Origin of the sequence: Shewanella sp. BJSY2023SW007 (genome assembly GCF_047314525.1) — a bacterium.
Lineage (GTDB): Bacteria > Pseudomonadota > Gammaproteobacteria > Enterobacterales > Shewanellaceae > Shewanella > Shewanella chilikensis.
In genome coordinates, this window is sequence record NZ_JBKORL010000015.1 from 48,781 (window position 1) to 64,605 (window position 15,825).

General features: G+C 50.9%; 11 protein-coding genes and 3 tRNA genes. 7 read left to right on the forward strand and 7 right to left on the reverse strand.

The annotated features are described in order from the left end of the window. Positions 1-110: 110 nt before the first annotated feature. Positions 111-1,493: a Na+/H+ antiporter NhaC family protein gene (locus tag ACMHXE_RS03320; RefSeq protein WP_101056552.1), complete on the reverse strand. Its 1,383-nt coding sequence runs from the start codon at positions 1,491-1,493 to the stop codon at positions 111-113. A gap of 573 nt (positions 1,494-2,066) precedes the next feature. On the opposite strand from ACMHXE_RS03320, the gene ACMHXE_RS03325 reads away from it, so the two are divergent. From ACMHXE_RS03325 to ACMHXE_RS03335, 3 genes are all read left to right on the forward strand, one after another. Beyond that, complete coding sequence (locus tag ACMHXE_RS03325) at positions 2,067-3,281, forward strand: pyridoxal phosphate-dependent aminotransferase (protein ID WP_413731377.1); 1,215 nt, start codon at positions 2,067-2,069, stop codon at positions 3,279-3,281. A 110-nt stretch (positions 3,282-3,391) separates the two neighbouring features. After that, positions 3,392-3,979 (forward strand): 5'-deoxynucleotidase, encoded by a 588-nt coding sequence (gene yfbR / locus ACMHXE_RS03330; protein ID WP_144167300.1) that lies wholly within the window; start codon positions 3,392-3,394, stop codon positions 3,977-3,979. A gap of 11 nt (positions 3,980-3,990) precedes the next feature. Then, positions 3,991-5,325 carry an anti-phage deoxyguanosine triphosphatase gene (locus ACMHXE_RS03335; protein WP_165565051.1) on the forward strand — a complete coding sequence of 445 codons (1,335 nt, stop codon included), beginning with the start codon at positions 3,991-3,993 and terminating at the stop codon, positions 5,323-5,325. 408 nt (positions 5,326-5,733) lie between these two features. On the opposite strand, the gene ACMHXE_RS03340 is transcribed toward ACMHXE_RS03335, so the two are convergent. From ACMHXE_RS03340 to ACMHXE_RS03355, 4 genes are all read right to left on the reverse strand, one after another. Beyond that, positions 5,734-5,820, reverse strand: a tRNA-Leu gene (locus tag ACMHXE_RS03340). 41 nt (positions 5,821-5,861) lie between these two features. Further along, positions 5,862-5,935, reverse strand: a tRNA-Cys gene (locus tag ACMHXE_RS03345). Positions 5,936-5,955: 20 nt separating this feature from the next. Continuing rightward, a tRNA-Gly gene (locus tag ACMHXE_RS03350) sits at positions 5,956-6,031 on the reverse strand. Between the two features lie 432 nt (positions 6,032-6,463). Continuing rightward, on the reverse strand, positions 6,464-7,906 hold the full coding sequence (locus ACMHXE_RS03355; RefSeq protein WP_039032918.1) for a glyceraldehyde-3-phosphate dehydrogenase: 1,443 nt from the start codon (positions 7,904-7,906) through the stop codon (positions 6,464-6,466). A gap of 193 nt (positions 7,907-8,099) precedes the next feature. On the opposite strand from ACMHXE_RS03355, the gene ACMHXE_RS03360 reads away from it, so the two are divergent. From ACMHXE_RS03360 to ACMHXE_RS03375, 4 genes are all read left to right on the forward strand, one after another. Further along, on the forward strand, positions 8,100-9,044 hold the full coding sequence (locus tag ACMHXE_RS03360) for a DUF2989 domain-containing protein (protein WP_308427930.1): 945 nt from the start codon (positions 8,100-8,102) through the stop codon (positions 9,042-9,044). A 211-nt stretch (positions 9,045-9,255) separates the two neighbouring features. Further along, the gene (gene gap / locus ACMHXE_RS03365; protein WP_101056556.1) at positions 9,256-10,266 is read left to right on the forward strand and encodes a type I glyceraldehyde-3-phosphate dehydrogenase; all 1,011 of its coding nucleotides are present in this window, start codon (positions 9,256-9,258) and stop codon (positions 10,264-10,266) included. Between the two features lie 339 nt (positions 10,267-10,605). After that, positions 10,606-12,156: a YjjI family glycine radical enzyme gene (locus ACMHXE_RS03370; protein ID WP_224867455.1), complete on the forward strand. Its 1,551-nt coding sequence runs from the start codon at positions 10,606-10,608 to the stop codon at positions 12,154-12,156. 11 nt (positions 12,157-12,167) lie between these two features. Continuing rightward, entirely contained in the window at positions 12,168-13,238 is a 1,071-nt protein-coding gene (locus tag ACMHXE_RS03375) for a YjjW family glycine radical enzyme activase (RefSeq protein ID WP_308427931.1), read from the forward strand. On the opposite strand, the gene ACMHXE_RS03380 is transcribed toward ACMHXE_RS03375, so the two are convergent. Then, positions 13,225-14,160 carry a LysR family transcriptional regulator gene (locus tag ACMHXE_RS03380; RefSeq protein ID WP_335921986.1) on the reverse strand — a complete coding sequence of 312 codons (936 nt, stop codon included), beginning with the start codon at positions 14,158-14,160 and terminating at the stop codon, positions 13,225-13,227. The two genes, ACMHXE_RS03375 and ACMHXE_RS03380, sit on opposite strands and share 14 nt — an antisense overlap. 120 nt (positions 14,161-14,280) lie before the next feature. Continuing rightward, complete coding sequence (gene pssA / locus ACMHXE_RS03385; RefSeq protein ID WP_101056559.1) at positions 14,281-15,594, reverse strand: CDP-diacylglycerol--serine O-phosphatidyltransferase; 1,314 nt, start codon at positions 15,592-15,594, stop codon at positions 14,281-14,283. Between the last annotated feature and the right edge of the window lie 231 nt (positions 15,595-15,825).

Sequence of the window (15,825 nt, forward strand, 5' to 3'; positions counted from 1 at the left end):
GCATAAGAACACCTAACGAGCCTCACAGACTCGAATAAAAACCGTCTGGGATGTTCAGCAAACAAAAATCCCCAGGACATACCCGGGGATTTTAGATCCCTAGTTAAGGCTCAAGCCACTATGATAAAACCAACAAAAGTCAGTGCCGCTGCGATTAAAGCATAAGGCAGTTGAGTGACTGCGTGACTTACCAGGTTACAGCCGGAGCCTTGCGCCGCAAGGACGGTGGAATCTGAGTAGAAACACGCCTGACTACCAAAGGATGAAGCAGACAACAAGGCACCTATCACCAAGGGGATATCAGCACCAACAGATTGCGCCAGCGGCATTACAATAGGAATGGTTACCGCAAAGATTCCCCAACTGGAACCTGTGGCAAAGGCCAGAATCGCCATGGCTACAAACACCACTGCTGGCAAGAGCTTAGGTGTCATAAAGGGACTCAGGGAGTCAATGACATACTGGGGCAGCAGCAGTTGGTCGCAAACATCCTTGAATACAAAGGCGGCGATAACAGTGCCTATGGCCGGTAGCATGCTCTTGAAACCATCGATCATCTGATCCATCATCTCGGACAAGGGCATCAAACGCTGCACCGCGTAATATGGCAAGGTAATTACCAAGGTTGCCAACAAGCCTTTCCATACATCGATATCGAAGTAGACGGTAAAGCCAACCAACAGCAAAATAGGTATCAGGAAATTGTGTAATTGTCCTTGTTTATCGGCCTGCTCAAACTCCTCCTCCATCGCACGCACGGCATATTCATCCAAGGTCTGGACTTCATCAAAATTTGTTTGCTCTTTAGCCGGACTACCGGCAGCCGCAGCAAGCTGTGCTTTTTTCATTGGCCCTATAGCCGGAACTATGCCGAGAATAACCAACAGCACCATGGCAACCGCCAACCAGGCGTAAAACATATAAGGGATCGCCTGCATATAGATTTGGATCCCCTCACCTTCGGCGGCCACACCGTTGTTGACCAAGAGCCCGCCAAAAAATACTGCCCAAGTGGATAGCGGCACCAACACGCACACTGGCGCAGCGGTAGAGTCGACCACATAGGCAAGCATCTCACGGGAGATCTTGAACCTGTCGGTGACCCGCTTCATGGTTTCGCCGACCGTGAGTGCATTCAGGTAATCATCAATGAAGATAACCAGGCCGAGTACAAAGGTCATCAGCAGAGATGAGCGTGGCCCCTTGGCGAGTTTGAGCGCTTTACGGCCAAAGGCCAAGGCGCCGCCGGTGCGCACCAATAAGGCAATCAGGGCACCGAAACTGCCACACACCAGGATTAACCAACCTATGGTCTCATCGGCCATCACTTTGAGTGAAATATCAGCGAAGTTATTCAGTACCTGGCTGGGATCCAAAAGTAGCAGACCACTGACAGCGCCTATGATCAATGCCAGGATGGGACGACGCAGCCAAATGGCCAGCACCAATACAACAATGGGGGGAACAAGACTTAACGCTGTCGGCTCAGACATGCACTTAGGTCCTCAAAAAGATGGCCTTACGGCCCTATAAAGTCATGTGGGGTGTTGAGACACCGCCAAAACAACTGCTTTATTTACGGCTTTCCGCCAGACGGACAGTAACAACTGGTCGCTTTTGTTGGAGCCTTGCTAAAAACATCGCGCAGAAAATAATGCTCAACTGCTTATGAGTCAACCATAATCTGAGTCAGTCAGCGCAAATTTTGACCTTACAGGCAATTATCGAAAAATTTCTATATGATTCAATAGCTTTTACATGCACATTTTAAGCGCTTTTAGCGTTATTGACATATAAGCATTCAGTTAAACTGCCTTTTTATTTTAAATAATATCGAATCAGTTTTGTGTTAATCACCAGTTTCTTGATGATTGTGCAGTTTTAAATGCTGATTCATAACCAAAATATGGCTATATCATCTATTATTTGGTGTGTTATTTGCCGTTAAAAGATAAAGATTCTGTTAAAAGCGAAAAAATATGACTCCCCCCCCTTTCTAAGATGCTTTAAATTAGGTATCGTGCCGAAGGTTAAACTCTTTCATATCAGCCAGTTTCGAGGTAGTAATGCGGCCAATCATCAAATCCAATAAGCTCGACAGTGTTTGTTACGATATTCGAGGACCGGTACATAAAGAAGCACGTCGATTGGAAGATGAAGGCCATCGTATTCTTAAGCTCAATATAGGTAACCCGGCCCCCTTTGGCTTTGAAGCCCCGGAAGAGATAGTTCGTGACGTGATCCTCAACCTGCCATCGGCCCAAGGGTATTGTGAGTCCAAAGGTTTGTTCTCTGCCCGCAAGGCGATTGTGCAGCATTACCAGTCCCAGGGGATCTTCGGTGTCGATATCGAAGATATCTATATAGGTAATGGCGTTTCCGAATTGATTGTGATGGCCATGCAGGGGCTACTCAATACCGATGATGAGGTGTTGGTTCCCTCCCCTGACTATCCACTGTGGACCGCGGCGGTTAACCTGGCCGGCGGCAAGGCACGCCATTATCGCTGCGATGAATCAGCCGACTGGTTTCCCGATCTTGAGGATATCAAGAGCAAGATTGGCCCAAGAACCCGAAGTATAGTGATCATCAACCCCAACAATCCAACCGGTGCCGTATACAGCCGTGAGCTGTTGTTGGAGATTGTTGAACTGTGCCGGCAACACTCCATCATACTGTTTGCCGATGAGATCTATGACAAAATTCTTTACGATGGCGCTGTGCATATCCCGGCCTGTAGTCTGTCGGATGATATTCTCACCGTGACGTTTAATGGCCTTTCCAAAGCCTATAGAGCCGCCGGTTTCCGGGTCGGTTGGATGATGCTGTCCGGTAATCTCAAAGCAGCGCACAGCTATATTGAGGGGCTGGAGATGCTCTCCTCTATGCGCCTTTGCGCCAATGTGCCCAATCAGCATGCGATTCAAACCGCGTTGGGCGGTTATCAAAGTATCAATGAGCTTACCGCCATCGATGGTCGCCTGACCCAGCAGCGGGATATCTGTTATGAGCTGCTCAATCAAATTCCCGGCGTGAGTGTGGTGAAACCCAAGGGCGCCATGTATGCATTTCCCCGTCTCGACAGCAAGCGTTTCGGCCTCAGGGACGATGAGCGCCTGGTGCTGGATCTACTGAAAGAGAAGAAAATTCTCTTGGTACAGGGCACGGCTTTTAACTGGCCGGAGCCGGATCACCTGCGAGTGGTGTTCCTGCCTCATAAGGAAGACTTACAGCGGGCCCTGCTCGCCTTCGGTGACTTCCTCGAGTACTACCGTCAATAACACAATGCCAGCCGCCCGTCGAGGCGGCTTTTTTATCCTCGCCCGGCACTGACAGCCTTTAACCACTGAGGTAAAGTAAGAGAAACGCGCAAAAAACTTTGGGAAGTTGTATGAGTCACCTTTTTGCCCACCTGGCCAGGATGAAGTTAATTCAGCGTTGGCCTTTAATGTATAACGTCCGCACCGAGAATGTGCAGGAACACTCATTGCAGGTTGCCATGGTGGCCCATGCGCTGGCCATCATCAGTAACCGTAAGTTCAATGGCCAATATTCGCCCGATCGCGCCGCCACCCTGGCTATCTTTCACGATGCCGGCGAAATACTTACCGGCGATCTGCCCACCCCGGTCAAATACTTCAATGCCGAGATAGAGGCCGAATACAAGAAGATTGAAGCTATAGCCGAAGCCAGACTGCTGGAGATGGTGCCTGAAGAGTTTCGTGACGACTACCGAGCGCTGTTTATCAGTGATAGCGCCGAGCTCAGCCATCGCAAGTTGGTCAAGTCCGCCGATACTCTGTGCGCTTATCTTAAGTGTCTCGAAGAAAAGCGTGCCGGCAACAACGAGTTCAACAGTGCCCGCAAGCGACTCGAAACCATGCTGGATGCCAACCCAGACCCGGCAGTGACGTATTTTCGCGAGCATTTTATTCCCAGTTTCACCCTGGATCTGGATGAAATCAATCAACTGCTCTAGCAGGAGAGATTATGAGCCAAGCCCACTGGCAAGCCAGGCGCGAGCCCAACAACAGTCAGCGCCGCGACGATAATCGCAGTCCCTATCAGAGAGACAGAGCCAGAATTCTGCACTCCGCCGCCTTTCGGCGCTTACAGGCCAAGACTCAGGTGCTTGGAGTGGGCATGAACGACTTTTACCGCACCCGCCTGACCCACTCTCTGGAAGTCTCACAAATAGGTACGGGCATAGCCGCCCAGTTGAAGCAGCGCTATCCCGAAATGGCCTTTTTGCTCGACTCCATGAGTCTGCTCGAAGCCCTGTGCCTGGCCCATGATATCGGCCACCCACCCTACGGCCATGGTGGCGAGGTGGCACTCAACTACATGATGCGTGAGCACGGCGGCTTTGAAGGCAATGGCCAGACCTTCAGAATCCTTACCCGGCTTGAACCCTATACCGAACACTTTGGCATGAACCTGACCCGCCGCACCCTACTCGGTGTACTCAAATACCCGGCGCCGGTACGCACACTGAAAGTGGATAGACCCCAGCCAGAATTGAGTCACTATCGTCAGCTAAGGCCGAGCCAATGGCCACCTGTCAAAGGGGTTTTCGATGACGATGAAGCTATCCTCGATTGGGTACTTGAGCCGCTGGACAGTAAAGACAAGCAAAGCTTTCTCAGCCATTATAGTCCGGGCGATGGGCTGCACCGCCGTACCCGTTACAAGTCATTCGACTGCACTATTATGGAGCTGGCTGATGATATCGCCTATGCGGTGCACGATCTCGAAGATGCCATAGTGATGGGAATTGTCACCGGCTCCAATTGGCAAGAGGATATGCATGCCCCGCTGCAAGCCATTGAAGATGAGTGGATCCAAAGCCAACTCGGAAATATTGAGCTCAAGCTGTTTTCCCGCAAACATCACTTGCGCAAGGATGCCATTGGGACTCTGGTAAATGCGCTGGTCACCGCCATCAGAATCGACCAGACCCCGGACTTTGCCGAACCCTTGCTCAGGTTTAACGCCAAGTTGGAACCGGCGTTTGCTGAGCTATTGGAGCTACTGAAGCAGTTTGTCCTTAAATATGTGGTGCGTAAGCCCGAGATCCAGATGCTGGAGTACAAGGGGCAGCAGATAGTGATGGAGCTGTTTGAAGCCTTTGCCTCGGATCCTCTGAGACTCCTGCCCCACAATACCCAATCACGCTGGCAACAGGCCAACAATAAAGGCGAAAACAGTCACAGAGTAATAGCAGATTATATCTCAGGTATGACTGATGAGTTTGCCGCCAGGTTACATCAACAACTGTTTAGCCCAAAGGGCGGTGCCATCATAGACTTGAGCCAGAATTATTGACCTCAGCATACAAGTGCCGATCAGTTAATAAGGGGCCAAAAAAGTTAAACTGTTAAAGGGACCCCATTCATTTATTTCACATGAGTGAAATGCTATTTACACAGGCTTTGCCATATCGTTGTAAAGGGGCGCCAATAACCCGAGCTCATCAAGGCAGGTATATAATAGCTGTTATTTTTTGATGATTTATACCAAGGGGAACATGGCGATAGTTTTACCATCATGAATCACTACATGATTGACCATGACCAACCACTATAGATGGCTGTATAGCTGCGCTGCTGCCTTTTACCTTGATGTATGAAAAAAGAGGTTACTTTTGTTGGGTAGCCATCTTAGAAAATATTCGGAATGCTAGCTGTGAAAATAAAAAAGAGGCCGCAAAATTGCTTGGCCTCTTTTTTAATATGGTACCCGAGGACGGACTTGAACCGTCACGCTGTTACCAGCGAGGGATTTTAAATCCCTTGTGTCTACCGATTCCACCACTCGGGCAAATTGTGCGACAAGGAGTATATCTCATCGTCGCTGAAGAGTGGAGGCGCGACCCGGAGTCGAACCGAGATCGACGGATTTGCAATCCGCAGCATAGCCATTCTGCCATCGCGCCCCAAGCCGTAAGGCTGGGATTGGAGCGACATATCGGGTTCGAACCGATGACCTGTACCTTGGCAAGGTACCGCTCTACCAACTGAGCTAATGTCGCATCACTTGTTTGCTTCATCATCCAAGCTGACGTTCAACAAAGGTACCGACCTTCTGTTTTATCAACTGAGTTAATGTCACATACCAGTTCCGCTATTCAAGCGGAAGCCAGAGCCTTATCCCCTGACTGCGGAATGGCATTCTACCGATTTAAGGGCGGGAGTCAATCGGCAAATAGGCATTTTTATGTCAAAACCGCTTGAATGCTGGCAATTTACTCAACCGGGAGCAGTTTCCAATCAAAATGATTAAAATGCAATCCGATTCAGTAGCTTGTCGACTCCCTTCCCTATCAAATGGCATCTTAAAAGTCGTTGTACAACGCCGCTATAAAAACACTTCCCAAACGGCCCCTGGTGAATCCAATAATATCCAGGCCTGGATATAACAAGGCCCGGTACTCAGACCGGGCCTTGGCTATTAAGAGTCGGAATTAATCTTCAGACAGCGGCAGAGACAAGTAGTTAAGACCTAACATCTTCTGCATTACACCCACCACCTGGCAGCTGTAACCAAACTCGTTGTCATACCATACATAGAGGATGGCACGTTTGCCATCGGCGATGGTGGCTTGAGAGTCGACCACACCAGCGTAGCGTGAGCCGACCAGGTCACAAGAAACGATTTCCGTAGACTCGGTGAAGTCCACCTGGTTTTGCAGCTCTGAATGCAGCGCGATATCACGCAGATAAGCGTTCATATCTTCTTTGCTGGTTTCAGCATTCAGGTTCAGACTGATGATGGCCATGGACACATTCGGAGTCGGTACCCGAATTGCGTTACCTGTCAGCTTACCGGAAAGTACCGGCAGCGCCTTGGCAACCGCTTTGGCGGCTCCGGTTTCAGTGATCACCATGTTCAGCGGTGCACTGCGGCCGCGACGATCGGCTTTGTGGTAGTTGTCAATCAGGTTCTGGTCATTGGTATAAGAGTGGATGGTTTCCACGTGACCATTTTCGATACCGTACTTGTCATTAACGGCCTTCAGTACAGGCGTAATGGCGTTGGTGGTACAGCTGGCGGCAGAAACAATAACATCTTCCGGCAGAATATCGCTGTCATTAACACCAAAGACTATGTTCTTGATACTGCCTTTGGCAGGTGCAGTGAGCAGAACTTTTGACGCACCTGGGCTCTTAAGGTGCAGACCCAAACCGTCTTCATCTTTCCAGATACCTGTGTTATCGACCACCAAGGCATCGGTAATACCGTACTTGGTGTAATCCACTTCATCGGGTGAGTTGGCGTAAATCACCTGAATATAAGTACCGTTGGCGATGATGGCATTGTTCTCTTCATCCACCTCGACAGAGCCGTTAAAAGGTCCGTGTACTGAATCACGGCGCAGCAGGCTGGCACGTTTTTCCAGGTCACCCTTACGGCCACCGCGCAGAACAATAGCGCGCAGGCGTAGCTTGTTGCTGCGGCCGGTTTTTTCAATCAACAAACGGGCCAGCAGACGACCGATACGACCAAAACCGTAGAGAACGACGTTGCGTGGCTCAACTTCATCTTTGCTTTCAATGGCACTGGCCAGCTCGCGGCTCATATAAGCCTCAATTTCGCTGCCATCGGTATGGTTACGCCAGTACTTAACGGCCAGTTTACCTATATCCACTTTGCACTGTTTGACATCCAGTTTGCTCAGGGCTTCTACGAAGGGGAAGCTCTCACGCAGGCGCAGCTTGTCGCCCACATGGCGACGAACCAGACGATGGGCCTTGATAATATCGATGGTGGAGGCGATCAGCAGGGGTTTACCATAAACCACCACTTCTACGCCCTGATTGCGATACAACTTGCCCAACAGGGGCTGCATGGCCTCTGCCAGTTCGAAGCGTTCTTGCCAACTTTGTAGGTGTTTATCAGCGCTCATTTACAGATCCTTTATCTCACTTTTCCACTTAAATTAACGGGAAAGGTTTGAGTAACAAAAAGAAAAGACCAATAATCATATTTATGACAGCTAACCTGCCCCTCTTTGGTCGGCGCTATTGTAATGAAAACTGCAGCTTCAAGCTAGTAGCAGATTTTCGCTAAATCTCTAATTAAATTACAGATTTAACCATGTGGAGCGTATTTTGACGCGTAATCTAGTAATAATTACATCATTTATCCTTATAGCTTGGGTTAGTGGCTGTGATAACAGCGGTAACCCTGCCACTATTTGTAAGAATAATCCTGAACTTTGTGACGATTTGCATAAGGATAGCTGGTGCCGACGGGAAAAAAACAGTCTGATTATTCAGCGCTACCAGGTAAAAACCACATCGGAACCCTCAGGCAAGCAAATTTATCACTTGCTCGTTAACTTGGAAAATTACAACCGCTGCGTGGGGCTGGCGTCAGGAGTACAACATATTCTCAATCCAGAGCGCACCAATGACAGGGCCAGAGCCTATGGCTTGAGTGCGCAAAGTCTGTCTGAATTGCAAGCCTCCACCAAGGGCAGCAATGACATCTATATAGCCTTCTATCACTGGGCTCATTTGGGTGATGATGCGGCGCTCAAGATACTGCTGGAGGCGGAACAACAGCAACAGATAGATTCGCCCGAGATCCTTGCCGGGCTCGCGGGCTATTATCTCAAGTTTGATGCCATCAAAGCGAAACAACTCTATCTTAAAGTGTTTTCAAAAAGTACAGATAAGAACTTCGACTCCGATTGGTTGTTGGGGCTGGCAAGTGCTTCCCGGCAGTTGCAGGATATGGAGCAGGCCTATCTGCTCTCGAGAGCCAATTTGCTTTTGACCGACAACCCGGTCGATGAGGCCCAGCTCAAGGCCATGATAGGCAACAACAGTCAGTTAAGTACACACTTGGATGAACAGGCAAGCAATTTGGCCGAGGCTCTGAAAACTGGGAATTATCTTGAGAGTGACTGGCCCAAACGCCTGCAAGGTAATGCGGGGAAACAAGTTGATACTGAGGCGGGAGCAGCACAAGCCGCAAATAGTAAAACCACTGATAGCAGCAAGCTTGAGAAAAGCGCCGAAGCGGCCAAACAAAACTGATGATGTACTCTCCGGGCGGCAAATTACTTGCCAGTTTGTAATTTACGCCTGTCGGTCGCACAATTAAAGCATTGTTTCGCGACCGCTGTAATAAAAACACCTAATTTGTTAACGGAATAGCCAGTTGCAGCGTGATTTAACTTGACGACCCGCGACATTTTTGTAATTTTACTACCAATTACTGTTTTTACATTCACCAGAGGGATATGAGATGACTATCCGCGTAGCAATTAACGGTTATGGCCGTATCGGACGCAATGTTCTGCGAGCTCTATACGAGAGCGAGAAAGACTATCCAATTAAAATCGTTGCCATCAACGATCTCGGAGACGCTTCCATCAATGCTCACCTGACCAAGTATGACTCTGTTCATGGCCGCTTCAACGCCAAAGTCGAACACGACGATGAAGCTATTTATGTCAACGGCGACAAGATCCCAACCTTCCAGGAACGCGATCCATCCAAGCTGCCATGGGCCGAGCTGCAGGTAGACGTAGTCTTCGAATGTACCGGTATTTTCACTTCCAAAGAAGCGGTACAACCGCACCTGGATGCAGGCGCCAAGAAGGTTATCATCTCAGCTCCCGGCAAGAATGTTGATGCCACCGTGGTATACGGGGTTAACAACCAGGAAATCACCAAAGAGATGACTGTTATCTCCAATGCTTCCTGTACCACTAACTGTCTGGCGCCTGTGGCCAAGCCGTTGAATGATGCCATCGGCATTGAGTCCGGCCTGATGACTACGATTCACGCCTACACCAATGACCAGCGTCTGTCTGATGTGTATCACAGCGATATGCGTCGTGCCCGCGCCGCGGCACTGTCGATGATCCCGACCAAAACAGGCGCAGCGGCGGCTGTTGGTTTGGTTGTACCAGAGCTTCAGGGCAAGTTCGACGGCCTGGCGGTTAGGGTTCCGACAGTCAACGTGTCTCTGGTTGATCTGTCCTTTATCGCTTCCCGCGACACCACAGTGGAGGAAGTTAACGCCATTATAGAAGCGGCAGCCAAGACTTCACCCATGAACGAAGTGCTGGCGGTAAACAAGGAACCTCTGGTTTCCATCGACTTCAACCACAACGCCTTCTCATCCAACTTCGACGCCACCCAGACTCGCGTCAAGGGACGTCTGGTGAAAGTCATGGCCTGGTATGACAACGAGTGGGGTTTCAGCAACCGTATGCTGGACAACGCCGTTGCCTTGATGACAGCCAAGTAATCCGAATTCAAAGCCAAACGCCTGCCAAGTGCAGGCGTTTTTTATGCCAGTTGTATACTGTCCTGCCAAGGCTTAGGTCTTTCTCAAGCGACCATGACCCGTTTTTATCCGTCCCTCAGCAGTGCTTTCACCCTATATCTCCCAGCTTCTTCATTGTCCTTGCAATATTTGATGTAAAGCAGCGGATTTCCATTTTAGATAAGCGCTCTCAAGCACATTTCACTTCCGGAAAATAAAGTCCCTACTTAGACTCAGGTTAAAAGCCATTTCAATTATTATGTTTGAAAGCCAATTCGGCCATTGCGCCGGTTAGCGCCTTTCCTTTAGCGGAGTCTCACTATGGACAATCAATTTCTCAGTCTTATTACCGATCCCTTGCTTGACCCCAAGCAAAAGACCCTGGCGCTGGCCGGTGCTGCCGATGCCAGTATTCCCTATCTTCCGCGCAGTGAAGCACTGACCCAAGCCATGGATAAAGGCGTTATCTGCGATATGTTTGAGGGCCATGCCCCATTCAAACCCAGATATGTTTTGCCCGATTACCAACGTTTTCTCGAGCAAGGCTCCGAGTATCTGGAGTTGACACCGGCCGAAGATCTGGATGATGCCCTGATGAAGCTGATGGTGCTGTATCACCATGTGCCGTCAGTCACCAATATCCCGGTGTTTCTCGGCTATCTCGATAGTTTATTGTTGCCTTACTGCCAGGATGTCAGTGATGACGCCTTGTATCAGAAACTGAAACGCTTCTGGATCCAGTTGGATCGCACCCTGCCAGACGCCTTTATGCACGCCAACATAGGCCCAGAGGACAACCGTGTCTGCCGCACTATTTTGCGCATTGATGCCGAGCTCAAGCAGGTGGCCCCCAATCTAACCTTTATGTATGACCCCAAGCGCACGCCCAAAGCGCTGCTGCGACTGGCGACAGACAATATCATTGCCTGCAGTAAACCTCACATAGGCAACTGGCCGATACATGCCCAAACCTTTGCTTGTGCTCCCGGTGAGGCGCCAAATCAAACGTTTGGCATTGTCAGCTGTTATAACGCGCTCCCCACCCGAGGCGGCGCCAATACGCTGGTCAGACTTAACCTCAAAGCCGTCGCCGAAGAAGCCGGTACCCTGGAGGAAATGCTCGAGCGCACCCTGCCACATTACTGCAACCTGATGTATGAACTGATTGAGCTACGCTGTGAGTTTTTACACCATAGGTCCCATTTCTTCGACTCTTTCCTGGTAAAAGAAGGCCTCATTGACGAATCCCGCTTTGCGCCCATGTTCGGCGTTTATGCCATGGCCGAAGCCGTCAATCATCTGCAGCAGCTGGCTGGAATGAGTGGCGAATATGGTCACAGCGAGCAGGCCAATGCGCTCGGTTTAGCCATTACCCGCGCGCTCAGTGATAGAGTAACCACGACCCAAGTCAGTTTCGGCTTTAATGGCCGCGCCTTACTTCATGCCCAGGGGGGACTTTCCATCGACAAAGGCACCACTCCGGGAGTCAGAATCGCCTACGGCCACGAGCCGGATCCTGTCACTCATGTGTTGGCGCTGGCGCCGCAACACGCTTTCTATCCTTCCGGGATCAGCGAGATCCTGACTCTGGATGAAACCATCAAGGCCAATCCTGAAGCTCTGCTTGAGCTGTGTATCGGCGCGCTGGATACCGGCTTTCGTGAATTTACCGCCAATACCGCCGATACCGATCTGGTGCGCATCACAGGTTATATGGTGAAAAAGTCGCAGATCGCCAGTTACCGGCAACAAGGTTCACGTACCAACACCACCTTCCTGGGCACAGAGGCCAGTGAAACCACGGCCGTGACCCAAAGGGCACCGCGGGTAGTGAGCGCCGAGTTCCATGCCGCCGGCAAGTCCCAGGTGTAAGGGCGTAAGCTATGAAGAGTGCAGCCCCGGGAGTGTTTGATAGCCCGTTCAATCATTCTGAGCTTAATCGCTATAAACTGAATGGGTGTGAGTCGCATAGCCGTGAGTTAAGTCGCGGCGATACCGATGCTTCGGCATTGGCTATGGACTCCGAGGTTGCCAGTGCCGAAGTCGCCAGGGTACTGCCCTTCTCGACCGTAGATGGCCCGGGCAATCGCATGGTGTTTTTCCTTCAGGGTTGCAATTTTCGCTGCCCGGGTTGCCATAATCCGGAAACCATCACTCTGTGTAATGCCTGCCAAGAGTGTATTGCGCACTGCCCGGCAGGTGCCTTGAGCCTTAAATCAACTGCGACTGACACTCAAGCAGTTCCCAATAGCAAGGCGTCTCTCAGGCTTGCCTGGGATAGTACAAGCTGCATCGGCTGCGACACCTGTCTCGATGTTTGCCCTTCGAGCAGCCAGCCCAAGACCCAACGCCTGTCAGTCGGAAAAGCGTTGGCGCTGATTAAAAGGCAGAAAGCTTTTATCCGCGGTATCACCTTGAGTGGTGGAGAGGCCAGCTTGCAGCTGAAGTTCGTCAGTAACCTGTTTAAGGCCATTAAACAAAGCCCAGAGCTCAAACACCTGACTTGCCTTTTGGATACCAATGGCAGCCTGGGAGCAAGTGGTTGGCAACGTCTGCTTCCTTGGCTTGATGGCGCCATGGTTGACCTGAAAGCCTGGGATGAGCCGGCTCACCGACGACTGACAGGCCGTGGCAATATCAAGGTTAAGCAGAGCCTGCAACTGCTGGCCGAAGCAGGGAAACTGGCGGAAGTCAGGCTACTGGAAGTCCCCGGAACGAGTGATTATTGGCAGCACTTTAACGCTTTGGTGTCGTTTTTGCTCGACTTGCAACGCCGGCAAGCGCTGAAGGGGGAGCCGATGCGGCTACGCCTAAACGGTTACAATCATCATGGTGTCAAAGGCGAGGCCTTGCTCTGGCCCAAGGCAAGCCAACAGCAGATTGATGACCTGGCCAAGGCGCTCAGCCGTGCCGGCATAGCCAATATCAGTCTGCCACCGGTTAACCTAGGCTGATGGACTGCTTAAAGCCACTGAGTAGGGTCGCTTTTAGCCATTGCAGCGCCGGATCCCGGCTGCCACTTTGATGATGCACCATGCTATAGCCCACCTTGCCATAAGCAAATGGCAATGGCTTAACCACCATGCCGCTTGCCTGCGCCGCCATTGAAGCCCACAGCGCCGAGCAGGTAAACAGCAAGTCCGTGTGGCGGCAGAGACTGGCGGCGGCGCCGAAGTCGGCGACTTCCATCGCCAGAACTCGCCTGCGGCTCAATTGTGCCAATGACTGCTCGAAAAAGGGTTGCTGCAGATCGGCGTCCAAAATGCCCACATGGGCGAAGCTCATATAGGCATCCAGCGTCAGCTCTTTTGCCGCCAGCGGGTGCTCGGCTCGCATCAGACAACACATCTCGTCCTCGGCCAAGCGCTCCCAAATCAGTTCGTTGCGGCCAGTCGGCGGTTGTCCCAAGTCGTGAGGCAGAACCAACAAGTCCACCCGTCCTTCACACAGGGATTGAAACCCCGTGCTCTCTTTGGCATGCACTGCCAGTGTCATTCCCGGCGCCTGCTGCTGCACACGGGCGATAGCGCTCGCAAGCAGTTCGAAGCTGCTTTCCCTCAGCGCTAAATTCATCCGCCCTTGAAATCTTTCCGGGCGAAAGCCCTCTTCGGTAAACAGGTTATCCATCTCTCTGAGCATGGCGCTGATAACCGGCCCGAGTCGTTTGGCCTTGGCCGTCGGCAACAGCTGGTTACCCTGACGGTAGAAGAGCTCGTCGTCAAGGCAATCCCTGAGCTGGGAGAGTATTTTGCTGACCGCCGAAGGGCTCAAACACAGCCGCGCGGCCGCCTGGGTGACGCTTTGCTCTTCAAGCAGCTGTCTGAGCACCAGAAGATGACGGAAATTGATGCGGGATAAGCGGACGATATCACTCATTCTGGCTGTGCTTAACCTTGACTGGATTTAACCTTGACTGAATAAGCCAAGGTTAAACCATAACTGAATGAAGTTCTGCAATCATGCTCTCATTCGGCCAAGCGCTTGAGAAAAGCGCTATCAGAGAATACGCCGCAGCAGAAAGTCGGCCTTGAGTCTGCGAATGCGGTTCATGATTTTCTTTACTGGCTTGGGGTAACTCTGCAAGGTATCTATCTGGCTGTAATGATACAAACGCTGGCTGTGCAGCAGCAGATGTTGCTGCTCTTTGACAAAAGACTCGGCCAGCTCTTGTTTGTCATCATGCAGCAGCAAACCATTTTCCAGATCCAGAGCCCAGGCCCGCGGATTCAGATTGCTGCCGGTGAGCAGGTGTTTGCGACTATCCATGCTCACCCCTTTGAGGTGATAACTGTTGTTGTCATGCTTCCACAGATGGATATTGAGTAGTCCTTGATCCACCGCCCATTGCTGGCGTTTGACAAATTTACGCAGCGACTGCTCATAGAGGTACGGCAAGGCACCTATGGTGGAAAAATCCTGCTCCGGCGGGATATAAAAGTCATTGGCCGTCTTATCACCTACCAGAATATCCAGACGCTTGCCGTTGCGCAGGTGTTTAACCAACGCCCGCACCAAAGCATAGGGCGGGTTAAAATAGGGAGTGCAGATAAAGAGTGATTCCTTGGACTCTTCCACCATGGCGAGTACCGCCTTGTTGAGCGGATTACGTTTGCGTCCAAGGCCCAAAAGCGGCGTGACCCGCAATCCCTCTTTAACACCCTTAAATTGATAGCTTGCCGCCGACAGTCGCTGTTTAAAGCTTCGGACATCAATTTTTTCCGGCAGTACTTCCTCTTCTTCCGGACAGCTCAGGCAACTGACCGCTTTGTCGCTCAAAATGGCACTGTCAATCATCTCTCGCATGCTGGCAGCCAACTCGGCCGATTCCAGTAAGTGATAGCGATCGAAACGATATCTGTCTTTCTGCTGCAAATAGATATTATTGAGGCTGGCGCCACTGTATATCACGGCATCATCGACAATAAAGCCCTTGAGGTGCAACACTCCCATAAATTCGCGGGATTTCACCGGTACACCATAAATGTTGAAACGCTGCTGTGCTTGTGCCATCACCTGACGGTACATCAGGTTGTTGCCGCCATCACCCTTGTGGCCAATAAGGCCGCGGCGGGCACGGTGAAAATCCACCAACACCTTGATTTCGAGTTCGGGTCTGGCTGCTTTGGCCGCCAGCAGTTCGGCAAGAATTTCGCGTCCGGCCTCATCGTCTTCCAGATAGAGTGCCGCAATATAGATGGCCTCTTTGGCGTTACGGATCCGCTCAATCAAGGTCTGTTTGAAGTTACTTGGGGTCAGCAGCCAGTGCAATGCATCCGGCGCTATGGCAATTCCACCCAGCTTATCCAGCAAGGTATCCTCCTGTCACTGTATGTTCCGGCAATCCACTCGCTCCCTGTGTTTCCCGGCAAAATGTCCTTCCCCTGTGATGGCGTAATCAATAAAGATCCGCGGCGGGGCGAATAAGGCAATAGAAATTACCCACTTGTCTTCGCTCGGGCAAGCCTTTTCTAGTCAACAGTCGCTATTGGTTCACGATTTCGGCGCAATTTGTATCAAAAGCGGTGATTACGACACCACGCC